The sequence below is a fragment of the Parvibaculum sp. genome, from assembly GCF_049651025.1.
Classification (GTDB): domain Bacteria; phylum Pseudomonadota; class Alphaproteobacteria; order Parvibaculales; family Parvibaculaceae; genus Parvibaculum.
Window position 1 is genome coordinate 18,644 of the sequence record NZ_JBASBH010000058.1, and the last position, 24,535, is coordinate 43,178.

A 24,535-nucleotide genomic window follows, 5' to 3' on the forward strand; every position below is an offset into this window, starting at 1 on the left:
CGCCGCGAGTTTTGTGGCCTTTTTTCTTATACGCCGCAAATCAGGACGGCAGAGTTTGGAAATGACGTCAGGCAAGGGTAGACAAGGCGCGTCGGCGGGCACCAATTCAGGGGGCAAGGCGGCGTCAAATCGCGAAGAAGCAAGGCAACGGCGCGAAGCGCTCGGGCGTAGTCTGCGGCGCGTTTACCAAGATGTGGTTCAGGAACCGGTCCCCGACGATCTCGCGGAACTGATGAGGAAGCTTGACCAGATTACTGAGCAGGACGGCTGAAGAGGCGGTAGCGAGCCGATAAAATCCTGCGAAACGCGAAGCATATTTCCGCACCTAGCTGCATGAACGAATTTCCACTACCCCCCGAAAGGGGCGTTTTCTTATGCGTGCACAACTAAAGTCGCTCCGCGCGAGGCTCCTGTTTCTCCTCAGCTTCACGCTGCTTCCGATTGCCGCGATCGCCCTGGCGAACGCTTATATCGGCTATCAGCACTATCGCACCCAGATCGTCACCAGCGTGGTCGGCGAAGGCGAACAGGTTCTTCGTCGCGAAGAAGCGATCATCAATCGCGCGAAAAATCTGCTGGGCGCCATTGCCGTCTTGCCGCCCGATACGGCGAAAGCCCAATGCGGCGAGAACCTCGCAAGGCTGCTCTCCCAATATTCAGACTTCACCAACATCGCCATGCTCGCGCCCGACGGCGCGGTGCAATGCATTGCGCAGGGCAGTCAGGGCGCTGTCGCGGCGCCTTTCCCGGCCTGGTTTCAATCCGTCCTGAACGGCCAGTCTTTCGCGATCAGCGCGGCGGACCCGGGCCTTGGCGCCGAACCGAGCATCGCGGCCGCCGCGCCCCTTTTCGATGCGGGAAACAATGTCCGGCATGTGCTGGTCGTCATGATCAAGCTGAGCGCCCTTGAACAACCGATGCGCGACATAAGCCTCCCCGAAGGCGGCGCCATGGTCGTACTCGACCATAAGGGCAACGCGCTGGTGCAGCGTTCAAATCAGGTGCCCACAGAAAACTGGCTGCCCACCGGCTTTCTCGACAAGCAGCCGAGCAGCACGGCATCGGGCATCTTTGACGGATACGGAAATGACGGCATTGAACGGCGTTACGTGCTTGTGCCGCTGGCGGGCGAGATGTTCGCCGTCTATGGAATGCCCACAGCATCGATCGGCGACCCTGCCCACTTTCTTCTCTACAGCAATATCGGCTCCGCGCTGCTGATGTGGCTCGCGGCGCTGGCGATCACGGCCTTCGCGATAGGATATTTCGTCACCAGGCCGCTGCTTCGAATTCGTCGTGGCATGGCGGCCTATACGGCGGGCGACACGCGCTCACGCATACTCGACGTCGACGATCTGCCCGGCGAGGTGCAGCTGCTCGCGGCGACATTCAACGACATGGCCGATACGATTGCCGCCCGCGACGACGCGCTGCGCGAAGCCGTGTCGCACCAGAAAGCCCTGACGCGCGAAGTGCACCACCGCGTGCGCAACAATCTGCAGATCATCAACAGCCTGATGAACCTGCAGAGCTGGCGCGCGGAAACCCCGTCTGAAGTGGCGACCTTCACCGAGGTTCAGAGGCGCGTGACAGCGCTTGGCCTTGTGCATGGTGCAATCTATCAGGGCGACGACATGCGCTCCGTCAGGCTGAAAGCGCTGCTGACGGATTTATGCGCGGCGACGGAACAGGCCATGGGCGATATCGATCCGCTGCCCCTTTTTGAGGCCGATGCCGACGAGCTGTCCGCTTCCGCCGATATTGCCGTGCCGCTTGCCTTTCTCATTACGGAAATCATCGGCGAGGCGACGTTGCGCCGTAATGGCAGCCCTATCCCCGGCCATATTCGCATCGAGATCCGCAAGGCTGGAACCGGCGGCATTCTCATCGTGCAGGCCGACAAGCGTTTATTTGAACCCGCTCAGGGTGAAGCCCCGGCCAGGCGCAATGGTCTCAATCTTTTAGCGGGTCTTGTGCGCCAACTTGGCGGCGTGCAGCAGATCAACGAAGACGGGACGGCTATTCAGGTAACGATTCCAAACATTTCGCCCTCGCTTCACTAAATTTTGTCGAGTGACGGATTTTCGGGAACCTATTACGCGCATCGGCGTTTTATCAGTGTTCGGAATGCGTGATTGAATTTTGGCGAGCCCCTTTGGGGCCGCTGAAAAACCCCGACCCGGCATTTATCGTCCCCCCGTGCCCCCCCGTGCCAGGTCGGGGTTCATTCCGGACCCTCCCGTAAAACACGAGTTTTAGCCCGCCCTGGCGGCAGCCTGTCCACGTCGGAAGGCGCGCAAAAAAGCGCCCGCCGACATGGTCGGCAGGCGCTTCCTCGCTAAAACTCACACCACTCCACGAGGCGTCAATGCGTGGCGGGCGAGCCCGCGTCTCTGTCCGGCGTCGAAACAACCGAAGCTGTGGATTCGTCGATCGAATAGACGAAGGCCGGTGCGGCCGACAAACCCGCCTTGGTGTCCTGCAGTGTGATCGGCCGATCCTTGGTGAACGTGCCGAGCTTGTTAAAGGCAACCGCGACGCGCTTGTCGCCGACGCCGAGAACGCCGCCGAAATCGATGGCCGCGTAACGCGCAACGCCGTTTCTGTCGAGGATCAGATCCGAAATCCTCGCGGTCTCGTCGCCATCCTGAAGCTTGACCTTATGGCCGAGCAGCGAGCTGGCAAGCACCTGCCCCGAACCGATCTTGTCCTTGTCGACGGCCGGCAGCGCCTTGAGGCCATCCTCATTCATATCGACCTTTACGACCGGCTTTTTGACATCGTGACCGGACCAGCCGAGGCTGGAAAAATCGACACCGACATTCTTCGCGCCGATGCCCGCAACGCCGCCAACCGCGATGATTGCGCGCTGCGCATGCCAGGCATCGTCGAACACGACATCATTTATCTTGGCGATGCTTTTGCCGTCGGGGCCTGCGACATCGGCACCATTGAGGTAATAGGCGCTCAATGCATCAGCCGAAATGACATCGACACCGCTCTCATGCGTGATGACATCCGGCGAAAGCGCCGATTTCGCACCCTCCGGCGCAGCCTGCACGCGCGATGCCGCATCAGGCGACACGGGAGGAGCAATATTATCGGCGCCTGCAGCGTAAACCATCATCGGCATACAGACGGTCAGCAATGCTGTCCCTGCAAGAAGGCGTTTCATTTTCAATCTCCTTCGATCATTAACGGAACTGTCGAAGGTTTAACGATGCCTGAAAAATATTGTTCCGCAGCGAAACGGCGAAAGCTCAAACTCGCTCAACCACACCTGCCGAGATATTGCGACAAGGCGGCAGAAAGGCTCGCCTCGGAATATGGCTTGGCGACAATCGGCACATGCGAAAAATGATCGGGAATGATGCTCTGCTCGCCATAGCCCGTTGCAAAGAAATATGGCGTGCCGGCCTTCGCCAACTGCTCAGCAAGCGGAAATGAGGTTTCACCGCCGAGGTTAACGTCGAGAACGACAATGTCGAAAGCACCCTCACCGAGAAAGGACCGCGCATCCTCGCACCGCGCGGCAATATCGACATGCGAAAATCCAAGGCGGCGCAACATGTCTTCCGCCTCAAGGGCGATGATCATATTGTCCTCGACCACGAGCGCACGCAGCGCGTGATCCGCCGTAAAAACCTCGGGCGACAATATCGGGCGTCGTGGCTGCGCCACATCGACCAACTGATCCTCGACAAACTCCGAAGGGATTTTGAACGTGGCCGACAGGCCGTGCGTCAGATAATCCAGATTGACGGCCCCTCTCAACTCGAAGGGGATCATGCGCTCCACAACGGTCGAGCCGAAGCCGCGCCGCTTCGGTGGCGAGATCGGCGCAACGCAATGCTCGCGCCAATCGAGACGAACCGCGCCATCTTCGTTGCGCGCCCAGCGCACAGCGAGTTTTCCAGATGCCTGACTGAGCGCACCATATTTGGCGGCATTCGTCGCAAGCTCATGCATGACGAGAGCGACCACCGCAAATGCGTGGGAGGAAAAGGCGATATCGGGGCCTTCGATCTCGATCGCGGTTTGCGACGTCAGATAGGGCGCCACTTCAGCTTCGACCAGCGAGCGCAGCGGCACGCTCGAAACGCCGTGACCGTTTATCTGATCATGCGCCAGCGCAAGCGAGCGCACGCGCCCGGCCAAAGTCTCGACAAATCCCTCAAGCGTGTCCGATGTTTCGGCGGTCTTGGCGACCAGAGACTGGAACAGCGCCAGAAGATTCTTGATCCGATGGTTGAGTTCCTTGATCAAAAACTCCTGACGATGCAACGCGACGGAATTGTCTTCCTCATCGCGATCGAGACGCCGCAGCTTGAGATCGAGGAGAAGGGAGCGCAGGGAATGTGCGACCTCGACATCGACGCGGCTCCAGGGAAGCGAGCGGCCGCTTTCCATCTCTTCGCGAACCGGCGCGAGCTGCCCCGGCTGAGCCCAGCGGACCGGACGGACCGTCTCCTTGCGGAACAGCATCAGATAGCTGTTCGGCTGTCGGCCAAGCCTGACGGCAAGCACACCGCCAAGACCCGTCAGGCCGCCGCCTTCGGCCGACACGCCGAGATCGTCATGCGACTGGACGACCGACGCCACCGCATCGAGTTTCGCAATCAGACCGTGCACCGCATCCGGCGAGGGCACTTGCCCGGCCGCGGCAAATCCGCGCCCGTTCCAATAGCCGATGCCGTCAAAGGCGACATGTCGTCCCAGCGCGTCGGCGAAGCCCTGAAGATTTTCTTCAGGGTCTATCTCGAGCGCGGGATCGATCAGAACCTCGCTGCGCGCCTTGCGGGCCGTCATATGCGTGCCGAAAGTTTCAGCCGCGCCAAGAAGGCCGATTTGCAGCGCGATGCCGTTCACGAAAAACTCGATGGCGCCTCGCGTCTCGAAGGGGATGAAGCGCGGCTCTGCATTCACGCAAACCATGCCGCCCCATGGCGCGTCGATCGGACCTATCGGAAGCGCAAAGACCGAGCCGATGCCGCATTGTTGAAGGTAAGCCGCATGAGCAGGCGAGATGCATTGCAGACCGAGCGCATTCAAGCCGTGCAATTCACCCTGCGCCACAGGCCCGGGCATAATGGGCGAAGGAACATAACTCGTGTCCGGGATATAGGCGAAACGCGCGCCCTTCACGAGATCGCGCGCCAGCATATTCGTCTCGTTGACGCCGTAAAGAAGCCCGCTGCTCGACGCGCCGTCGCTGCGGTGCTCGTCGGCGACGATCTCGCTCGTGCCGTCTTCACGAAAGCGGAAGATGCCGACGCGATCAAATCCGGTCAGTGAACGCGATTGCCGCGCGGCGCGAACGCAAACATCCATCGGCGACGTCGCGCTTCGCACGCGAGCACGCATTGCGCGGAGAAGAAAAAACGCATCGTCGGCGCTTTTCTGGCCGGGCTGGCGCGGCTTGATCTCGATAACCGCGCGAGACTGGTCGGCGTAAAGAGCGAGATCGAAACGCTCGCGCTTGTACCCCATGGCGAGGTTCATCAGCCGTTCCGGCTCGCCATTGGCCATAACGAACTGCAAAATATTTCGCAGACGGTGAATTGTGTGACGCGACATCAACTCACTGAGAGGGCGGCCGATCACTGCTTGCGCATCAGCACCGAAAATAGGCTGAAGGCTCTCGCTGGCATGCGTGACCACCCATTCGGGAAGTCGCAAGACGAGAAGCGCACCATGGGGCTGAACAGCATCGATTGTCTCTATTGTCCGTTCCTCACGACTGCGACCTCAAATAGAGCCGCGCACTGTTCAGGCAAACGCGAAATTCAAATTACAGGATGGTGAGGCGAAATAAGCAACTGTTGAATCGTGCCCACGGACACACAAACCACTCCTGCCACTCCGCCTCAACACAGGGGCGCGGCGAAACGGTGGCAAGAGCCGCTTTTATCTGAGCCATCGCGGAACCGCCGACGATACGCGGCGTTGATCCAGCGTGACAGCAAGCGAAGCCGGTCGGCATGGCCCCGCCCCGACCTCTGGCGGATCGCGCGGCTCTCAATTTCAGGAACGCGGCGCTGCCGCATAATTTGAGTTCCGGTTCCGGCTGGAGCATTTACGCAGAGGTCGACATGATTGAAGCAACGACGAAATCGGCGGAGAAAGGCAAGGATGCCACGGCCGATGCCTTGCGCGCCGACGCGCGATGAGCGCCCTGCTCCCGCCCACCACTCGGATTTCAAACGGACGCGGCGAGCTTTCCGCAATCCGGTTCTGCCTCATCATTCTGGTTGTCATTGCGAGCGTCTGGAGCATGAGCATCGCTCAGACCGTGCTTTTGCCGACGTCATTCGCGGTCATTCTGGCGCTGGTCCTCGCGCCGGTCGTAGGCTCGCTCGAAGACAATCTTCGCTTGCCGCCCTGGGCCGCCGCAAGCCTGGTCACGATACTGGCCGCCTGCATCATCGGTACGTTGGTGATGATCGTCATTCCGGGAGTGAGCGACTGGCTGAAACACGCGCCGGATTTTGTGCGCGCACTTCAGGAAAAACTCGCGCCGCTACAGAAATCCTTCCGCGCCGTCGATGCCGTGACGCGCGAAATCGGCCGCATGGGCGGCCAGCGCACGGTGCCGACGCTCGTCACACCCCGACCCAACATGATCGAAGCAGTCGCGACAGCGACACCCGGCGCTTTGGCGACGACATTCTATGTCATCATCCTGACGCTCTTTCTGCTGGTCTTCCGCGCGACCTATCGCGAACGCCTGATCATGTTGCCAACGAATCTTTCCGATCGGCTGCGAGTGGCAAGGATCATCCGGGACGTGCGCGCCTCCGTCTCGCGCTATCTCTTCGTGCTCGCATCGATCAATGTCTGTCTCGCACTTCTGACAGCGGGTACCTTCATGGCGCTCGATATCAGCGGCGCCGTGCTCTGGGGCCTTGCTTATGGCCTACTCAACTTCATCCCCATCATGGGACCGGCAGCCATCATCATCGCCTGCGCGCTGGTGAGCTTTGCGACGGAGGATACTTTTTTCGCCGGTGCTCTACCGCCCGCCATTCTGCTGATCATCCACACGCTCGAAGCCAATTTCGTCCAGCCCTGGCTGCTGTCGAAACGCATCGTCATCAATCCGTTCGCAATCTTCGTCGGCGTGTCGCTGCTCGTGGCGCTCTGGGGTCCGCTCGGTGCGCTCGTGGCCGTGCCCATGCTGATCCTGCTGCATACGGTCGCCTGCCGCGTCCCCTCCATGCGTTTCGTCGCCATGCTTCTTGCCGCCGAATATCAGAACCCGGCACCGCTGCAAACGAAAGCGCCAGCCTCAGAAGGCTGGCGCTTGATCGTGATGCGATTGAGAATTCGCCTCCAGACAGGCACGCGGCAAAAGCCCGCCGACGTGACCGAGGAACGCAGCCGCCGACCGGCCGCCTAGCGCGCCTGCGTGCAACGCGTCGTGTAGGGATCGACGATATGAACGCCGTCAGGCCGCCGATTCTCTTCGATATGAAATACAACCGCAGGGCGGCCTGAACGGTCAGCCTCCAGCGTGCCGACCGCGCCAGCCCAAGTTCCCGAGGTAAGGCGTATCTTGTCGCCGTCACGGGTAAACTGGCCGCCGCTCTTTCCCGCCGTATATTTTCCCGATGGGCTGACGACCAGCGAGACCATGTTGCTATAGGCGAGGCTGTATTCCGTCGGCTTGCCGAGGCCCACGCCGATCTTGCGGTCTTGATAGGCGCAAGTGAGTTTGACCTTGGGCAGAACGCCCGTTGCAGCGGCAGCAGGCGCGGAGCCGCCGGCAAGCTGCACCTGTCCTTCCGCCGAGCCGCCCATCATGCCCTCTCCCGGCAGGAAGGCTTCAAAGCGGCCCTTGATCGACGCGCTATCGCATGGGCCGCCGATCTCGGCGCGCGCCCGGCCGCTCTCGGCGCGGAAGTAGCACTTGCCGTTCTCGAAATAGCTCCGCGATGGCATGAGCGCCGCCTCGAAAGACTGCCCGCCAACGCTCACACGCATGGTCCCGGTGAAATCTCCGCCCTTGAGCGTCGCGGAGATGAAGAACTTCCCTCCCGCACCGCCGCCGGTATCCACAATGCCGGAAAGCGTCATCGCGCCACTATTCGGTGCGAGCGCAACCGCTTCCGCCGCTGCGGGCAGACACAGCGACAGCATGGCCGCGAACGCAACCTGCCGCGCTATCCCCATCCGCGTTCTTCCTTCTGCAAACAACTTCATCATTGGCCTTCGAAAATGACATTAAGCGTTGAACCGACTGCACCGATCGAAGCTAGATGAAGCCGACGCCTACATAGGCGATGACGGCACCCGCCAGCGTGGCGGTAAGCGGCGACACCAGTGACGGGAGTGTCGTTTCCAGCGTGCATTCGGCAGGCTTGTCCGGGTTGTAATGTACCTGCACACGCGCCCCGACCGGGTAACGAGCAACGATCTCCTCGGCTTTTTGTCGATCGTCGAACCGGTTCGCAGCGCCGAAGCTCAGGCGCGTGCCTGTGAGGCCCTTGCCGCCGACTTCATAGGTATAAGACGGCTGGACGTAGTAAACGTCCTGACTGCTGTTGTCGGAGCTGGTTTCAACCTTGTGCACGACCTCGCTGACGGTCACGACGCCATCGACCACCGGCCAATTTCCCGCCTTCCCGGCTTTGCTCCGTGCACGAAGATAAAAAAACCAGCCGGTGGCGGTCACGGCGAGTGCCGCGATCAGGATAAGTTCTCCCATGATGATGCCCTCAGGTGCTTCTAGTTCAGGCCGCCAGCCGCGACGACACCGACCATGGGCACCAGAATATTGCCGCCACCCGCGGCGACGACATTGGCGCCGCCTGCGGCAACAGCATTGGCACCGCCCGCCGAAACCACGCCATTGGAATTGATCACGGAGCCAGCCCGCGCGCCGCTAGCTGCGCTCACGGCAGACGAACTCAGCAAACCCTGCGATGCAGCCTGCACGGCGGAAACGAAACGGGAAAAACCCCAGCGCTGATTGGATGAACCAGAGCACTGCCATGCGATCACGCGCGAACCCTGACCGCCGCCGCGCTCCACATCGGCGCACCAGCCTTCTTCATTGCGAAGAGCGCCTGCGCTGGTGATCGTCCATTTCTGGCCACGCGATCCGTTGCACGAACCGGCAACGATCCCTGAGCCTGCGCCGCCCGTGGTCGAAAGGCAGCGACCGCCGACCAGCAATTCGCCATAGCTGCCGCTGCGGAAAGCAAAGCTCTGATTGCCCGCGCCGTGGCAGGACCAAAGAATGGCTTCCACGCCGTTTCTCATATCCAGACATTGCCCGGCCTTGTGACCGCTGGCCATGACTTCCGCATTTGCGGGCTGGATGAATGAGGCGCTCAGCAATACTGCAGCGCTGGCAGCCAGAATATACCGGAACATATTACCCCCAAAAAACTTACGTTTGCGTTTGCAACAGAACTGATTCGATCTGATGCTAACGTAGGGAATATGTTCCGTCTACGGACTTTAATTGAGCGACGGCAATCAGAGCCATGATAAGGGGGTGCCGGGCCGATTTGCAACGCCGCTTCACAAAACAAAAACGCCAGCCTTGAGGGCCGGCGCTTTGAAATTTATGAGACCGCACACCCTCAAATGGGGGTGCGGCAAACAAGCTGTGAGCTACTCGATCATGCCGAGCGCGTGCAGGTAAAGCTCGAGAATGGCTTCCTGCTCCTGGCGCTCAGCCTTGTCCTGCTTGCGAATGCGCACGACCTGACGCAGCGTCTTCGTATCGAAACCATTTGCCTTGGCTTCCGCGTAGACTTCCTTGATGTCAGCCGAGGTCGCGGCCTTTTCTTCTTCGAGACGTTCGATGCGCTCAATGACCGAGCGAAGCTGATCATGCGCAACGCCGCCATTATTCAAAGGAATATTGCCGTCCGCCATGATGCGTCGCTCCAATTCAATCAACAGGGTGGTGGGTGGCAGACCCTATCGGCGTGGGGGCCGGGCGGCAATATAGATGCTTAACAAAGCTGTGGATATTACCGGCGCTCAGCCATGCGCCTTCTTCTGCGCGGCTTCAAAAGCGGCAAGCTGCTCGGGCGTCGCCTCGGGCTGATACTTCGCCTTCCATTGGGCAAAGGGCATGCCGTAAATCGTTTCGCGCGCCTCATCCTTGGTCATAGAGAGGCCTTTTGCCTCCGCCGCTTGCGCGTACCAGTCGGCAAGGCAGTTGCGGCAGAAGCCGCCATGGATCATCAGATCGATATTCTGGACGTCCGTGCGCGCGCCAAGATGCGCAACGAGGCGGCGAAAGGCCGCGGCCTCAAGTTCGCTCTGCGTGGTCTTGTCCATGTCGCTCTCCTCACTCATCGGCATGCGAGCCGTAATGACGTATTTCATGCAATGCAGGCAGAACCGCGATGCGCGTAATCAATCGCGCCAGACGCTCCGCCCATTCTTCCTGCCCGCGCGCATCGGCGATGAGATCCTGCCGAATCTCGACCAGCGCATGCGGCAAGCCGTTCTGCGTTCCATGCCGATATAGGCAGTCGCCCTTCAACTCGCCAGAGTATGGCTCATTGTCGCCGATAACGAGACCCGGCTCCTGACGCAGGGCTTGAAGCAGCGGCATCGGCAACCTGTCATCGCGATCCCACAATATGCCCGCATGCCAGGGCCGCGCCTTTCCGCGCCAGACCGGGGTGAAACTGTGAATGGAGAGGATCGCCGGAACGGCGCCTGCCGCGCGCGCCCGCGATACGGCCCCCGCAACCGCTGCGTGATAGGGCTCGTAAAAATGCGCGAGACGATGCGCAAACTCGGCCGCGTCCTGAAAGGCATCGACATTGCGGTTTGCCGGAATGATCGCGCCATCGGAAAGCTTCATCACCAGCGTCGGATCGTCGGCCCCGCGATTGAGATCGATGAGAAGCCGCGAGAACCGCGCGAGAACCGCCGGGCAGCCGAGCTTGTCGGCAAGCAGCCGCGACACCGCGCCCGCGCCGATGTCATAAGCGATATGGCGCGAGAACTCGCCAGCATTGAGACCGAGCGAGCCATACCCCGGCGGCAAGGCGTTCGATGCATGGTCGCAAATGACGAGAAATCGGGGCTCGCCCTCGGGATTGATGAGTTCGAAGGGAAGATCGCCTTCGCGTGACATAGACTGCATGGGCGCACTATACCCAATGACCGACAGGCCGAGAATGCTTCCCGACATGCCCGCAAGCTTTCCAGACACACGCGCGCTTCTCAAAAACCTCTTTGAGGCGGCCATTCACGCGGCATTGCCCGATGCCATTCTCGCCCGGCACCTGCCGCCCCCTCCCAGGGGCCGCCTGACGGTCTTCGCCATCGGCAAGGCGGCAGCCGCCATGGCAGCAGCCGCCGAAGCCTATTACGCGGCGCATTTCCCCGACGTCGTTCTGCAAGGCATCGCCCTTACGCGCTACGGACATGGCCGCCCGACGCGCCACATCGAAGTCATCGAAGCGGGCCACCCCGTGCCCGACGCCAATGGCGTCGCCGCAAGCGCCCGCATTCTGCAAATGGCAAACGACCTCGACCCGAACGATTTCGCATTGGTGCTGATTTCGGGCGGCGGCTCGGCGCTCGCGACCTTGCCCATCGACGGCGTGACGCTCGACGACAAACGCGCACTGACACGAGCGCTCCTCGCATCCGGCGCACCGATTGCCGACATCAATTGCCTGCGCAAACATCTCTCACGCATCAAGGGCGGGCGGCTTGCAAAGGCGATCGCGCCCGCACCGTCGCTGACGCTGGCGATCTCCGACGTGGCGGGCGACGACCCCGCCGTCATCGCATCCGGCCCGACCGTCGCCGATCCGACGACGCGCGAGGACGCATTGCGCATTTTGCGGAAATTTCACATCGATGCGGGCGAGCATATCCTTCACGCGCTGGACACCTCACCGGAAGGCCCGAAGCCCGGCGACGCGGCTTTTGCCCACGCAAGCTTTGAACTCATCGCCAGCGGCGCGGGATCGCTGAAGGCCGCAGCCGCTATCGCAAAGGCGCATGGGTATGACGTGATCGACCTCGGCGACAAGGTGGAGGGCGAAGCGCGCGACGTCGCAGCCGATCATGCGCGCCTCGCACTTGAAGCAAGGGCCGCCGGTCAAAAACTCGCCATCCTTTCAGGCGGCGAAACCACCGTTACCTTCGCCGCCAGAAGCGCAAACCCCGGCGGGCGCAATCAGGAATATGCGCTGGCCCTCGCGCTGGCGCTGAATGGCGCGCCGGGCATTGCGGCGCTCGCAGGCGACACGGACGGCATAGACGGCGGTTCGGGCGTTGCAGACGACCCCGCAGGCGCACTCATCCTCCCCGACACCCTCGCCCGCGCCCATGCGCTCGGCCTTGACCCGCAGGCCGCCCTTGCCACGCATGATTCAGGGCATTTCTTCGCAAGCCTTGGCGATCTCGTACAAACGGGGCCGACTTTCACGAATGTGAACGATTTCCGTGTCATTCTGGTAGAAAGACCTGCCGCACGAGATAACGCATAAGGAACAGCACCTTGATACGCCGCCGTAACGTCAAGATCATCGCAACGCTTGGGCCCGCATCGAGCTCGCCGGAAATGATCCGCTCGCTCTATGACGCGGGCGCGGACGTATTTCGTCTGAACATGAGCCATCTCAATCATGACGGCCTGCGCCGGGTCCATGCAATGATCCGAGCGGTCGAAAAAGATGTGGATCGCCCGATCGGCATTCTCGCCGACCTGCAAGGCCCGAAACTGCGCGTCGGCGAAATGGAAGGCGGATCGGCATTGCTCGAAGCGGGCCAGCGCTTCCGCCTCGATCTCGACACGACGACGCCCGGCACAGTCACGCGAGCACCGCTGCCCCATCCTGAAATTTTCGCCGCCATCAAGGACGGCCAGTCGCTGCTGCTCGACGACGGCAAGATCCGCCTGCGCGTGCTGAAGTCGGGCGAGGACTTCGCCGAAACGGAAGTCGTGGTCGGCGGACGCCTGTCGAACCGCAAGGGCGTCAACGTGCCCGAAGCTGTGCTGCCTGTCGCCGCCCTGACCGCGAAAGACCGGGCCGATTTTGAAGCAGCGCTCGAACTCGGCGTCGACTGGGTGGCGCTATCCTTCATTCAGCGCCCCGAAGACATTGCAGAGGCGCGCAAGATTGCACGCGGACGCGCCGCCATTCTCGCCAAGATCGAAAAACCGCAGGCGCTTGTGCATCTCGATGAGATCGTCGACATGGCCGATGCGCTGATGGTGGCGCGCGGCGACCTCGGCGTCGAATTGCCGATTGAACAGGTGCCGGGCTGGCAGAAGCGCATCACGCGCGCATCGCGGCGCGCGGGCAAGCCCGTCGTCATTGCAACGCAGATGCTGGAAAGCATGATCTCTTCGCCCGTGCCGACACGCGCCGAAGTCTCCGACGTCGCCACCGCCGTTTTCGAAGGCGCAGACGCGATCATGCTCTCGGCGGAATCGGCGGCGGGCCAATATCCGATCGAAGCGGTGCGCATGATGAACAGCGTCGCCGTGGAGGTCGAGGCGGACCCCACCTATCCCGGCATCATGTATGCGCAACGCAATGAGCCGGAAGCAACCGGCGCCGACGCGATCAGTGCGGCGGCGCATATGGTTGCCGACACGCTGAAGGCGGCCGCCATTGTCTGCTGGACCAATTCAGGCTCGACAGGCTTGCGCGCGGCACGCGAAAGACCGCTCTTCCCGATCCTCGCCCTGACGCCGATCCCGACGACCGCGCGACGTCTGGCGCTGGTCTGGGGCCTTCATTGCGTGCTGACCGAAGACGCGAAAGACCTCGACGACATGGCGGAACGCGCCTGCGGCATTGCTTTCCGTGAAGGCTATGCCCAGCCCGGCCAGCGCATCATCGTGACGGCTGGCCTGCCGCTTGGCACGCCCGGCGCAACGAACATGCTGCGTGTCGCCTTTGTGGGCCGCATGGGAAGTTCGGCGGATTGATCAGAACAGGATAAGGCTCGCGCCGGGCTCAACCACATGCGTGCCCGGGCGCGGGACCTTTCCGTTTGCAAGACGCTCGAGCGCATCTATGACGATGTCCGGTCGCGCGTAATGCGGCATATGGCCGACGCCGACGAGCTTGATAAGTTCGGAACCGGCGATCTCGTCATGCAGCGCATAGGAATGCAGCTTCGCCCAGACGGTGCGGTCGCGATTGCCAGTGATGATGATCGTCGGCACCTTGATGTCGTGATAACGCTTGCTCTGCGTCAGCAGATAGTCGCGCAGCCTCGATGAATCCATGCTGTTCGCGCGGAAATTGTCGGGGCGGAAGAGAAGCGGCAGACCGATGCTCGCCGCATAGCCCGCTGGCGCCTTGTCCGGCGCGAAATTTCCCTCAACGCCCGCGCCCATCAGCAGCTTGCCGCCCGGAACCATCAGCGTACGAAGAAAAACCGAGCCGATGACCGGCTTCGACACAAGCCTGTGATACCAGGCCGTCTTGCCCTCCCAGACATGCGTTGCGCCGGAGAGAACCACGAGGCCGCCGATTTCATCGGGAAAGGCAAGCGCATAGGCGGTGACGAGCGCCCCACCCCATGAATGCCCGAGCAGCACAGGCTTTTCGATACCGAGCGCGACGACCGCCGCGTGCAGGATTTCTGCCTGCACAGCGGGATTGGCGATATCGAAATGCTTCGGCCTCTCACTCCAGCCATGCCCCGGCCGGTCGAAGGCGATGACGCGGTGATGTTTCGCAAGCGCCGGCATGATGCTCGCCACCATGTCGCCGAGATTGCCGCTGGCCCCATGCACCAGAACGATGGGCGCGCCCTGGGGATCGGCAGGTCCCATTTCGACATAATGCAAACGCGCGCCCGCGGCGCCGACAAAGCCGCCACGCGCCGGATAGGCACGCCCTATGTGCTGAAAATATTGCGCTGAATAGACGGCGAGGACCAGAAGCAGAGCCGCGAGCACAATAATGAGCAGCGCGAGAAACCACATGGGCGTCAGATCCCCCGCCCTTCAACATCGGTGGACAGTCTTTTCTCCGCCTGCATCGCATTGTCGAGCCAGGGATTGATCGCAAGCGCGCGGCGGAAAACTTCCAGCGCGCCCTTCTTGTCGCCAAGCTCCTGCAACATGATCGCAAGCCCGCCCATGGCCGCAAAATGGCGCGGCTCCAGCCGCAGCACATGCTCCAGATCTTTCAGCGCCGCGGAGTAATCGTCCTTGAGATAGTAGATGGCAGCCCGCTTGTTCCAGCCCTCGGCAAAGCCGGGAGCGAGCATCACGACCTCGTTGAAATAGAAAAGCGCGCGGTCATAGTCCTTCTGCCCGAAGGCTTCGAGGCCACGCCCCATGAGAATGTCGATGCTGGGACTGCCCGACTGAAGCCAGACCTTCTGAATGGCGGCTTCAATGGCTTTGCCTTCCTCCGCACTGCGCGCTTTGGCGAGATCAGCAAAGAGCGCGTCGAGCACAGCGCCGCGCGGCGGCCGGTCCTGTTCCTTGGTAGTGGGCGGCGGCGGCGCCACTTCCGCCCGAACACTCGCGCTCCCTGTCGCGCAGATAACCGACGCAAACAAAAGGGAAGCGGCAAATCTATGAAAGCGAGTGGCCATACGCACAAGCATAGGCGCAGGCCCGATTCCGGCCAAGAGGCGTGACGCTCAGACGTTCATATCCTGGCGCGTGCAGCCGTCGAATTCGGTGATGAAATCGGCCCCGAAAGCGAGCGACGGCGTCTGAAATCCCGGTTGCACCTCGCCCGCAAGCGCCCGGCGGACGATTTCGAGGCTGGTCATCGCGGTCAGCGTATAGCCTTCCGGCGTCTGCAAGCGCGACACGACCTTGTCGCCGCCAATATTGCGCGCCTCGCCGACAAGAACGGCATAGCCTTCGCGCCGCTCGGCATCGCTCGGCCCTTCCGGCTGCTGATCGATCTGTGCCTTGAGCTTGCGCTGCATGAAGCCGAGGCTGGCAACCCAGCGCTTGAAGCCGCCAAGCGCCGCCATCTGTTCAAGCTGAAGGCTGGCCTCGAAATAGACCGTGATGTGAGGAATGCCGGTCGAGTGAAACGCGGTCGCGACATCGCCCCAGCCGATCGCGATCGAATGGCGTGGGCCATGACCGAAATCGAATTCGGCGCGCGGCGGCGTGTTCAATGAAACAATGCGCCCGTCGCGGCGCACGCGCGTACCCTTGCCCACACTCTCGACGCCCGTCTTGGCGGTGCCGCGCGACATGTGCCCGAGACCGGAAATCGCCAGCGTCAACTCAACCGCATCGGGCATGCGCGCTTTCATGTGCGCGGCAAGGCAATCGCTCGGCACGACGTCGAAGCCGACGCCGGGCATGACCATGATGCCGACCTGCTTTGCCTCGACGTCACGCGCAGCACATGCCTCGAAAACATCGATCTCGCCGGTAATGTCGAGATAATGCGTGCCGGTGCGCATGCATGCATCAAGCATGGGCTTTGATGTTTCTGAAAAGGGACCGGCGGTGTGCAGGACCACATCGACTTCGGACAGCGCATCGACCAGCGCGGCCGTATCGGAAAGCTCGAAGGCGCGAAACTCAAAACCATGCTGTCCGGCGACGGATTTCAACCGCGCCTCGTTGCGGCCCGCAAGCAAGGGCTGCATGCCGAGCGCCTTGGCGGTGCGGGCGACAAGCTTGCCCGTATACCCGGTCGCGCCGTAGATCATGAATTTGCCGCTCATCGATCCTCCGATTGTCGCCGATCTCCTGCCCCGAACAACTATAGCGGCTTTTGTTCAGCCGATAAGGCCGAGCCTCGTCAGGTCGCGTCCCAGTGCTACAGCGTCGCTGAAATGATGAGTCGCAAAGCCGAGTTTCGCCGCCGCCTCGATATTGGCATGCGAGTCGTCAATGAAAAGCGCATGCTGAGGAATGAGCCCCGACCGCTCGATCAGAATCTCGAAAATGCGCGGATCGGGCTTGATGACGCCCTCATCGCCCGAAACCACCGTCGTTTCGAACCGCTGCAATTCGGGATAGACGTCACAAAGATAAATGAAGATGTCGCTCGGCATATTGGTCAGGCCGTGGAGTCGCACGCCGCTGTCGCCGAGTCGATGGAGAAGATCGACGGTGCCGGGAACGCGACCCGGGATCATTTCGGCGTAACGCCCCCGCCACATGTCGATGAGCGCGGCATGATCGGGATGCACGGCTTTCAGCTTTGTCGCATTTTCCTCGAACGAGACGCCGTAATCATGCGCGAGATGCCAGTCGAGCGTGCAGACCTCGGCGAGGAATCGCTCCACCTCAGCCTCACTGGCGAACACCTTGCGGTAAAGGTGTCGCGGGTCCCAGCCGATCAGCACATTGCCGATATCGAAGACGACCGTATCCAGCGCGCCGCTCATTTACCCCCCAAAAACGAAAAGGCCGCACCCAAAGGCGCGGCCAAAATTCGATAGATGATCGCGGACCTGAAAGGCGCGCGAGCGATCCCCATGCTTCAGCCCTGGCGAGCCTTGAAGCGCGGGTTCGTCTTGTTGATGATGTAAACGCGGCCCTTGCGACGCACAACGCGGTTGTCGCGATGACGAAGGCGGAGCGATTTCAAAGAGTTACGGACTTTCATGGCGAAACCTTCGGGACCAAAATCTGCGATGGGCCTGCTCTCCGAGAGGAGAGAGGACGAAGAAAAGGTGTGCGATCGGCCATAGGCCCCGCAACCGGTCTCGCCGGAACACCCTTGAACTGGCGCGGAACCTAAGGGGCGCAGCCGCCCCTGTCAACCCGAGTCGGGAGGCACTTTTCTATGGCCTGAAATCGGGTTAGACCATCACCAACCCAAAATTGGCGCAGGCGTCATTTTCGTCGCCTGCCAACGGAATTCAGTGACAAATGGCGTATGAAAAGCCCCAGAACTACCTGACGGAACCGGCCGCGCGCTCGCTTCCCGACGAAGACATGATGCACCACCAGCCGCAATGGTTCCGCGAAGCGCTGGCCGCTCCCCGCGAAAGCCGCCGTGTGATGGTCGATGGCGCAAATATCCACTACCTGCGCTGGGGCAATAATGATCCCAAGCGCCCGGGCATTCTTTTCGTTCACGGTAACGGCGCGCATGCCTTCTGGTTCGCCTTCATCGCCCCCTTGCTGACCCACCGCTATAATGTGGCCTCCATGGACCTTGGAGGCATGGGCGACAGCGACTGGCGCGAGCATTATTCCCGCGACAGCTTCGCTCACGAAATCGGCGCGGTCGCCTTTGACGCGGGCCTCGGCCCCAAACCCGTCATTGTCGGCCATTCCTTTGGCGGCTTCACGACGCTGATGGCGGGCAACCACTATAGCGACCGGCTCGGCGGCCTGATTCTCGCCGACTTCACCGTGCGCTCGCCCGAAACCGCGCGCGAATGGTTCCTCGACGGCCCCGTCCGCAGGCCGACGCGCATCTATCCCGACTTCGAGACGGCAAAGGCACGCTTTCGCCTTGCCCCTCTCCAGCCTTGCGCGAATGGCTTTATCGTCGACTATATCGGCGGGCTCAGCCTGCGCGAGGTGAAGATCGGCGACAATCCGGGTCGCCGTCCCTCAAACGAGGCGGGCTGGACCTGGAAGTTCGACGCCGAAATCTTCAACGGACTGCGCATGGGCAACGATCACGCGGATATCTATGCAAAGCTCGCCTGCCCGGCTGCGACGGTCTTCGGCCTTGAGAGCAAGGATTACGAGCCGGCCTCGGTGGACTTTCTGCGCAGCCTCACGCCCGACAGGCCGGTTTTCACCGTGCCGGGCGCGCAGCACCACATCATGCTCGACCAGCCCCATGCTTTCGCGGCGGTTGTCGGCAGTTTGATGGCGCAATGGGAGGCCGACGGCGCGCTCGGCCCCATCTCGCATGGATGAGGGGCTGACCCTCATCCCCACTCTCGCGATCATCGCCGTATCGATCGCAGCGGTCGCTCTTCTTTTGTTTCTGGAAAAACGACCTCAGGAATTTGGCCGCGTGCGCTTTCCGCTCACGCCGTTCCTGTTCCTGGCGATCATGATCGTGATCGTCATGTCCGCGCACCTGCTGACGCTGGCAGGTGCGCCCAAGCATGGCCGCTACTGAAGCCCGATTCCCTCTTCCTCGTCTTCGTAATCGTCCGCCGACTGGTTGAGGTCTTTCATCGCCGGATGGAAGAGCGCGAAGGCGAGAATGATGATGACCAGCAGCGCGCCGACCATGAACGGCGCCTGATGCATCCGGTCGTAGATATTGAAGCCGATGAACGAGTTGAGAAAGATGAACGGCGTCAGGATCATGCCCGTCGCCGAGGTGCCGCTGATGAAACCCGCCATCGCGCCCTGATCGCGGCGCGACACCGAGAGCGAGGCGCCTGCCTGCAAGCCGGGGCGCAACATGCCAAAGCCGAAGCCGGCCAGCGTCAATGCCGTGACCAGCACGCCATATGAGCTGCCGATGATGAGGCCGGCATAGGAAAAGATCATGACGACAGAGCCCCAGCGCAGCAGGAACTGCACCGAGAGATTGAAGCGCTGAATGAGCCCGATCTGGGCAAAGAGCGCCGAAATCGCCATGGCCATGAGCCCGACGCTGACCATCTGCGTCGCATCGTCGAGTTCAAGCTTCAGAATGTCGATGAAGTAGAAGGCACAGAGCTGCATGATGATCGTCTGCGCGAAACTGATGATGACGCTGGCGATAACCCAGGGCAGCGCGCGCTTGTCGTACCATTTCAGCGTCGCGCGCTTGGCCTGCTGCTTCGCGGAAACCCGATGCGAGGGCCGCGTGCGCTCGGGCAGATAAAACCAGATCAGCCCGACGCTGACATAGGCAAGCGCCGCCACGGCAAAGAAGGGCGCGACAAGGTGAATTTCTGCAAAGGCAGCCGCAACGCCCGGCCCGATGGCCGTGCCGATGCCGAAGGCCGCGCCTAGCGAAGCGACACCGGCGGCGCGCTCGCCCCGCGTCGTGCGGTCGGCGACATAGGCCTGAGCCGCCGAACCATTGCCCGAGCCGAAGCCGCCAAAGATGGCGCGCGACAGCATGAGCAATGGGAAAACGATGGTGAGCGACAACCAGCCCCACAAGCCGACAAGCACCAGAAAGGCGAAGATCGTCGTTGAGACGGCAAAGGCGCTCAGGCCGAGAAGCATGATGGGCTTGCGGCCCACAATGTCGCTGCGCCGACCCCAGAAGGGACTGGTGATGATCCAGAGAAACGACGAGAGCGAATAGATCATCGTCGTTTCGAACTCGCTCATGCCGAGGCGGCGCGCAATGGGCGGCAGCACGGCGTAAACGAGGGTCTGTCCCATGCCGCCTGCAAGCTGGCAAAGAAACAGAATCTGGAAGGCGCGTTTCCGCTCGGCAGGCGTCGTCAACGTGCCGCTGATGGTCGCTACTTCGTTGGAGTCTTGATCTGGATTGGCCGACATGGGGCCCGCACCGGCCTTTTTCTAAATTCGACGCCCAGATGTACGTGAAACTTCCATGCCCGCCAATGGGGGACGCGACGTATTTGAGGCACCTCACTGTGCATTTTTGACATATGGCTCACCGGGCATAGTCTTTCGCGATAAAGACATTGGGGGAGATATCGATGGACCTGTCCTTGAGCACCAAAGACACCGCATTCCGCGATGAGGTGCGCCGCTTTCTGGACGAAAAGCTGACGCCGGAATTGCGCGAAACCGGAGCGCTGATGACCAGCGTCTATGCCGATTACGAAACGACCATGACCTGGCACAAGACGCTTTACGAAAAGGGCTGGGTCGCGCCCGCATGGCCCGTCGAATATGGCGGCTGCGACTGGTCGATTGCCCAGCATTATATTTTCTCAAGCGAGCTTTCAGCGGCGGGCGCACCCTCGCTCTCGCCGATGGGGCTTGGCATGTGCGGCCCGGTTCTGATCGGTTACGGCACACCGGAGCAAAAGGCCTTCTACCTGCCGCGCATGCTCGACGGGTCCGATTTCTGGTGTCAGGGCTATTCCGAACCCGGCTCAGGCTCCGACCTTGCCAGCCTGCAGATGAGCGCCGTCGATATGGGCGATCATTTCCTCTGCAACGGTCAGAAGATCTGGACGACCCATGCCAACTACGCCAACCGCATTTTCAATCTGGTGCGAACCTCGAAAGAGGATATTCCCCAGCGCGGCATCACCTTCCTGCTGATCGACATGGATACGCCCGGCGTCAAGGTCGAGCCGCTCATCATGCTGTCGGGCGAGCATATCCAGAACCAGGTCTTCTTCACCGATGTGAAGGTTCCCAAGGCCAATGTCGTGGGCAAGGTCGGCGACGGCTGGACGGTGGCGAAATATCTGATGCAGTTCGAGCGCGGCGGCCACGCCTATGCGCCGGGGCTGACGACGCGCCTGAACCGCATCCGCGCCATCGCAGAGGCGGAACGCACAGGCGACGGCATGAAGCTGATCGACGAGCCGGACTTCGCCTCGAAGATCGCAGCCGCCAATGTCGAAATCTCGGCGCTTGAATTCACCGAACATCGCATCATGTCGGCGCTGTCGAATGGCGAAGCGCCGGGCGCGGAATCCTCGCTGCTGAAAACGCGCGGCACGGAGATTTCACAACGCCTGACGGAACTCGCAATCGAAGCGGTCGCCGCCTATGCGATGCCCTACCAGCCCCATGCGACACGGCCGGGCGGCCCCGTGCCGGGCTTCGTCGCGCCCAAGGGCAACGAAACGCCCATCGGCCCCAAATACAGCCTGCCGGTGATGGCGAAATATCTCAACGACCGCGCAGGCTCGATCTATGCGGGTACCAATGAAGTTCAGCGCAACATCATGGCGAAAGCCGTCCTCGGTCTCTGAGCGACATTTGCAGCGTTGAGCGGCGGCACCTAGACTGCCGCTCAACGTCATTTCCTGTTGGAGTTTCCTTCATGCATCTCGATGAAGCCTTGCGCGCGCGCAAATCCGTTCGCGCGTTCAAGCCCGATCCTGTTCCGCTCACCCTTGTAAAAGAAATCCTCGAAGCCGCCTCCCGCTCGCCGTCAGGCACCAATATCCAGCCGTGGAAAGTGCATGTGGTCGCGGGCGAGGTGCGCCGCCAGCTCGAAGCCGAAGTGCTCGCCCATCGCGAAACGAACCCGGCAGATGCCGCAGCCGAATTCGCCCGCACCTCGAAGCGCAAGGAGCCTTACACCTCGCGCATGCGCAAGCTCGGCAAGGACATGTATTCGCTGATCGGAATTCCGAAAGGCGACCAGGCGGCGAACTGGGCGCAATGGGGCCGCAACTACAAATTCTTCGATGCGCCGGTCGGCCTGATTTTCACCATCGACAAAGATCTCGATGCGATGAGCTTTCTCGACATCGGAATGTTCATGCAGTCGCTGATGCTGGCGGCGAAAGTGCGCGGCCTCGACACTTGCGCGCAAGGCGCCTGGAACAACTACTGGACCGCGACGCGCCGCGTGTTGAACGTGTCGGATGACGAATACATCATCTGCGGCATCTCACTCGGCTATGAAGATGAAACCTCGCCGGTCAATACGCTCATCTCCGAGCGTGAGCCCGTGGAAAGCTTCGCGACGTTTCACGGATTTGAATGATCAGCGCGCGCGGGGCGCGGACAGTCGGGGAGCGAGTGGAACCTTAGCTGTCTGCGCCTTGTCGAGCGTGGTCTGCTCCTCATCCGGCGCGCTCATCACGAAAACGACGGGGCCTGACGGGCCGCTGAAAAGCGGCACGGAATCGGCGATGCCGCCGCTGAGACCCGCTGTCGTGACTTCGCCCGCAATGTCGATCACGGTCGCGCCGGGCGCTATGGCGGCAGGCGTCTCCGCATAAGCCGCACCGCTGAAAGCGACGGCTGCGACCAATGACATTCCGATGATGCGGTTGAGGTGAACCATCATCCGAATATAGACCCTCTGCATCAACGTTCAAGGCAGGTGCGCACCTGTTCACCGCTTCGCCTTGCCAAACAGCATCGCGCCGTTACTCTCGTTTGAACTGGCATCAACATCATACTGACCGAGAGGGAACCGATCATGGCGGAATATATGCGCCCGCTCCCGAAACCGACGCCTGAAACCCAGTCTTTCTGGGATGGCTGTCAGGCAGGGGAGTTACGCCTCCAGCGATGCACGGATTGCACGCACACATATTTCCCGCCTCGCGCCTTCTGCCCGGCCTGCTCGTCGCGTCAGGTTGAAACCTTCAAGGCGTCCGGCAAGGCGAGCCTTTACAGCTACGTCATCAACCATCGCCCCCGCCCCGACTTCGGCGAGGCGCCGCACTCGATCGCGGTCGTCACGCTCGCCGAAGGTCCGCGCATGATGACGAACATCATCGACTGCCCGCAGACGCCGGAAGCGCTGATCCTCGACATGCCGCTCGAAGTCACATTCGAAAAGGCGAGCGAGACGATCAGCCTGCCGAAATTTCGCCCGGCAAAGGGGTAAGACATGAAACAGAAAACAGTAGCGGTCGTCGGCGCAGCCGAAACGACGCAAATGGGAAAAATTACCAACCAGTCCGTTCTCGGGCTCCATGCCGACGCGGCGCTCAACGCGCTGAAGGATGCGGGGCTGACAGCAAAGGATATCGACGGCGTGGCGACGGCGGGCGACAGCCCGGTTGAAATCGCGCACTATCTCGGCATCACGCCGACCTGGGTCGATGGCACAAGCGTCGGCGGCTGCTCCTTCATGCTGCATGTCCGCCACGCGGCGGCGGCGATCAATGAAGGACTTTGCAACACGGTGCTCATCACCCATGCGGAGTCTGGACGCTCGCGCATCGGCGCGCGCCACTTCGGCCGCGATCCGGCAAGCCAGATGGGCCAGTTCGAAGTACCCTACGGCGTCACGAGCCCGCCCACCATGTTCACCATTCCCGTGCTGCGCTACATGAAGGAACTGGGCGTGACGGAAGAAGACCTCGCCATGGTCGCCGTCATCCAGCGCGAATGGGCAGCGAAAAATCCGCGCGCCTCTTTCCGCGATCCGATCACCGTCGACGATGTCCTGAATTCGAAGATGATCGCCTGGCCCTTCCGTATGCTGATGTGCTGCCTCGTCACCGACGGCGGCGGCGCGCTGATCCTGACCAGCGCCGAACGGGCGAAGGATTTCCCGCAAAAGCCCGTCTATATCCTCGGCACAGGCGAGAGCGTCGAGACGCCGATGGTCAGCCAGATGGAAGACTTCACGACATCGAAGGCCTTCCGCGTTTCCGGCAAGAAGGCATTCGACGAAGCGGGCATCAAGCACGCCGACGTCGATCACCTGATGATCTATGACGCCTTCGCGCATCTGCCGCTTTTCGGCCTTGAAGACCTCGGCTTCTGCGAACGCGGCGAAGCGGCAAGCTTCATCCGCAATCGCAACACAGCGCCGGGCGGCAAGCTGCCGCTCAACACCAATGGCGGCGGCCTGTCCTATATGCATTCAGGCATGTATGGCATGTATGCGCTTCAGGAAAGCGTGCGGCAGATGCGCGGCATCGCGCCCGCGCAGGTGCCCGGCGCAAAAATCTCGATCGCGCATGGCGTCGGCGGCATGTTCGCCGCGTCAGGCACCATCGTATTTTCAAACGAGAAGCCGTAAGGGCGGTTCTATTCTGTCACCCCGGG

Annotated in this window: 27 protein-coding genes; 12 read left to right on the plus strand and 15 right to left on the minus strand. The window is 61.4% G+C overall.

Annotated features, from left to right (window positions below):
* Positions 1-61 precede the first annotated feature (61 nt).
* The gene (locus WA943_RS07335; protein ID WP_424469209.1) at positions 62-271 is read left to right on the plus strand and encodes a NepR family anti-sigma factor; all 210 of its coding nucleotides are present in this window, start codon (positions 62-64) and stop codon (positions 269-271) included.
* A 103-nt stretch (positions 272-374) separates the two neighbouring features.
* Positions 375-2,063 (plus strand): sensor histidine kinase, encoded by a 1,689-nt coding sequence (locus WA943_RS07340; RefSeq protein ID WP_424469210.1) that lies wholly within the window; start codon positions 375-377, stop codon positions 2,061-2,063.
* A gap of 302 nt (positions 2,064-2,365) precedes the next feature.
* Here the strand turns inward: WA943_RS07340 and WA943_RS07345 are convergent, their stop codons facing one another.
* Positions 2,366-3,175 carry a PRC-barrel domain-containing protein gene (locus tag WA943_RS07345; RefSeq protein WP_424469211.1) on the minus strand — a complete coding sequence of 270 codons (810 nt, stop codon included), beginning with the start codon at positions 3,173-3,175 and terminating at the stop codon, positions 2,366-2,368.
* Positions 3,176-3,270: 95 nt separating this feature from the next.
* Entirely contained in the window at positions 3,271-5,724 is a 2,454-nt protein-coding gene (locus WA943_RS07350) for an HWE histidine kinase domain-containing protein (RefSeq protein ID WP_424469245.1), read from the minus strand.
* A 257-nt stretch (positions 5,725-5,981) separates the two neighbouring features.
* Between WA943_RS07350 and WA943_RS07355 the strand changes: the two genes are divergently transcribed.
* The gene (locus WA943_RS07355; protein WP_424469212.1) at positions 5,982-6,170 is read left to right on the plus strand and encodes a hypothetical protein; all 189 of its coding nucleotides are present in this window, start codon (positions 5,982-5,984) and stop codon (positions 6,168-6,170) included.
* Complete coding sequence (locus tag WA943_RS07360) at positions 6,167-7,399, plus strand: AI-2E family transporter (RefSeq protein WP_424469213.1); 1,233 nt, start codon at positions 6,167-6,169, stop codon at positions 7,397-7,399. The genes WA943_RS07355 and WA943_RS07360 overlap by 4 nt, the downstream gene beginning before the upstream one ends.
* Here the strand turns inward: WA943_RS07360 and WA943_RS07365 are convergent.
* From WA943_RS07365 to WA943_RS07390, 6 genes are all read right to left on the minus strand, one after another.
* Complete coding sequence (locus WA943_RS07365; protein ID WP_424469214.1) at positions 7,396-8,172, minus strand: hypothetical protein; 777 nt, start codon at positions 8,170-8,172, stop codon at positions 7,396-7,398. The two genes, WA943_RS07360 and WA943_RS07365, sit on opposite strands and share 4 nt — an antisense overlap.
* Before the next feature lie 82 nt (positions 8,173-8,254).
* On the minus strand, positions 8,255-8,707 hold the full coding sequence (locus WA943_RS07370) for a DUF3592 domain-containing protein (RefSeq protein ID WP_424469215.1): 453 nt from the start codon (positions 8,705-8,707) through the stop codon (positions 8,255-8,257).
* 20 nt (positions 8,708-8,727) lie between these two features.
* Positions 8,728-9,378 carry a ricin-type beta-trefoil lectin domain protein gene (locus WA943_RS07375; protein WP_424469216.1) on the minus strand — a complete coding sequence of 217 codons (651 nt, stop codon included), beginning with the start codon at positions 9,376-9,378 and terminating at the stop codon, positions 8,728-8,730.
* A 243-nt stretch (positions 9,379-9,621) separates the two neighbouring features.
* A complete protein-coding gene (locus WA943_RS07380; RefSeq protein WP_424469217.1) occupies positions 9,622-9,888 on the minus strand; it encodes a DUF2312 domain-containing protein in 267 nt (88 codons plus the stop codon).
* Positions 9,889-9,996: 108 nt separating this feature from the next.
* Positions 9,997-10,299, minus strand: coding sequence for a DUF1244 domain-containing protein (locus WA943_RS07385; RefSeq protein ID WP_424469218.1), 303 nt, complete (start codon positions 10,297-10,299; stop codon positions 9,997-9,999).
* A 10-nt stretch (positions 10,300-10,309) separates the two neighbouring features.
* The gene (locus tag WA943_RS07390) at positions 10,310-11,119 is read right to left on the minus strand and encodes an N-formylglutamate amidohydrolase (protein WP_424469219.1); all 810 of its coding nucleotides are present in this window, start codon (positions 11,117-11,119) and stop codon (positions 10,310-10,312) included.
* A gap of 16 nt (positions 11,120-11,135) precedes the next feature.
* On the opposite strand from WA943_RS07390, the gene WA943_RS07395 reads away from it, so the two are divergent.
* Entirely contained in the window at positions 11,136-12,479 is a 1,344-nt protein-coding gene (locus WA943_RS07395) for a glycerate kinase type-2 family protein (RefSeq protein WP_424469220.1), read from the plus strand.
* Positions 12,480-12,490: 11 nt separating this feature from the next.
* A complete protein-coding gene (gene pyk / locus WA943_RS07400; RefSeq protein WP_424469221.1) occupies positions 12,491-13,930 on the plus strand; it encodes a pyruvate kinase in 1,440 nt (479 codons plus the stop codon).
* Here pyk and WA943_RS07405 read toward each other — a convergent pair whose 3' ends face one another.
* The 5 genes from WA943_RS07405 to ykgO form a co-directional block, all read right to left on the minus strand.
* Positions 13,931-14,938, minus strand: a complete 1,008-nt coding sequence (locus tag WA943_RS07405) for an alpha/beta fold hydrolase (RefSeq protein WP_424469222.1) — start codon at positions 14,936-14,938, stop codon at positions 13,931-13,933.
* A gap of 5 nt (positions 14,939-14,943) precedes the next feature.
* Complete coding sequence (locus tag WA943_RS07410; protein WP_424469223.1) at positions 14,944-15,471, minus strand: tetratricopeptide repeat protein; 528 nt, start codon at positions 15,469-15,471, stop codon at positions 14,944-14,946.
* Positions 15,472-15,606: 135 nt separating this feature from the next.
* Positions 15,607-16,662 (minus strand): saccharopine dehydrogenase family protein, encoded by a 1,056-nt coding sequence (locus WA943_RS07415; protein WP_424469224.1) that lies wholly within the window; start codon positions 16,660-16,662, stop codon positions 15,607-15,609.
* A gap of 54 nt (positions 16,663-16,716) precedes the next feature.
* The gene (locus tag WA943_RS07420; protein WP_424469225.1) at positions 16,717-17,331 is read right to left on the minus strand and encodes an HAD family hydrolase; all 615 of its coding nucleotides are present in this window, start codon (positions 17,329-17,331) and stop codon (positions 16,717-16,719) included.
* Between the two features lie 95 nt (positions 17,332-17,426).
* Positions 17,427-17,552 (minus strand): type B 50S ribosomal protein L36, encoded by a 126-nt coding sequence (ykgO, locus tag WA943_RS07425; protein WP_424469226.1) that lies wholly within the window; start codon positions 17,550-17,552, stop codon positions 17,427-17,429.
* A 266-nt stretch (positions 17,553-17,818) separates the two neighbouring features.
* Between ykgO and WA943_RS07430 the strand changes: the two genes are divergently transcribed.
* Both WA943_RS07430 and WA943_RS07435 read left to right on the plus strand, forming a co-directional pair.
* Positions 17,819-18,826, plus strand: coding sequence for an alpha/beta fold hydrolase (locus WA943_RS07430; protein ID WP_424469227.1), 1,008 nt, complete (start codon positions 17,819-17,821; stop codon positions 18,824-18,826).
* Positions 18,819-19,034, plus strand: coding sequence for a hypothetical protein (locus tag WA943_RS07435; protein ID WP_424469228.1), 216 nt, complete (start codon positions 18,819-18,821; stop codon positions 19,032-19,034). The genes WA943_RS07430 and WA943_RS07435 overlap by 8 nt, the downstream gene beginning before the upstream one ends.
* Here the strand turns inward: WA943_RS07435 and WA943_RS07440 are convergent.
* On the minus strand, positions 19,028-20,365 hold the full coding sequence (locus tag WA943_RS07440) for an MFS transporter (protein ID WP_424469229.1): 1,338 nt from the start codon (positions 20,363-20,365) through the stop codon (positions 19,028-19,030). The genes WA943_RS07435 and WA943_RS07440 overlap by 7 nt on opposite strands.
* A 164-nt stretch (positions 20,366-20,529) precedes the next feature.
* Here WA943_RS07440 and WA943_RS07445 point away from each other — a divergent pair, with 164 nt between their 5' ends.
* Positions 20,530-21,765, plus strand: coding sequence for an acyl-CoA dehydrogenase family protein (locus WA943_RS07445; protein WP_424469230.1), 1,236 nt, complete (start codon positions 20,530-20,532; stop codon positions 21,763-21,765).
* A gap of 71 nt (positions 21,766-21,836) precedes the next feature.
* On the plus strand, positions 21,837-22,508 hold the full coding sequence (locus WA943_RS07450) for a nitroreductase (protein WP_424469231.1): 672 nt from the start codon (positions 21,837-21,839) through the stop codon (positions 22,506-22,508).
* Here the strand turns inward: WA943_RS07450 and WA943_RS07455 are convergent, their stop codons facing one another.
* Complete coding sequence (locus tag WA943_RS07455; protein WP_424469232.1) at positions 22,509-22,835, minus strand: hypothetical protein; 327 nt, start codon at positions 22,833-22,835, stop codon at positions 22,509-22,511. It abuts the gene before it with no gap.
* 114 nt (positions 22,836-22,949) lie between these two features.
* Here WA943_RS07455 and WA943_RS07460 point away from each other — a divergent pair, with 114 nt between their 5' ends.
* Positions 22,950-23,363, plus strand: a complete 414-nt coding sequence (locus WA943_RS07460; protein ID WP_424469233.1) for a Zn-ribbon domain-containing OB-fold protein — start codon at positions 22,950-22,952, stop codon at positions 23,361-23,363.
* A gap of 3 nt (positions 23,364-23,366) precedes the next feature.
* Positions 23,367-24,509 carry a thiolase C-terminal domain-containing protein gene (locus WA943_RS07465; protein WP_424469234.1) on the plus strand — a complete coding sequence of 381 codons (1,143 nt, stop codon included), beginning with the start codon at positions 23,367-23,369 and terminating at the stop codon, positions 24,507-24,509.
* The last annotated feature ends 26 nt before the right edge of the window (positions 24,510-24,535 follow it).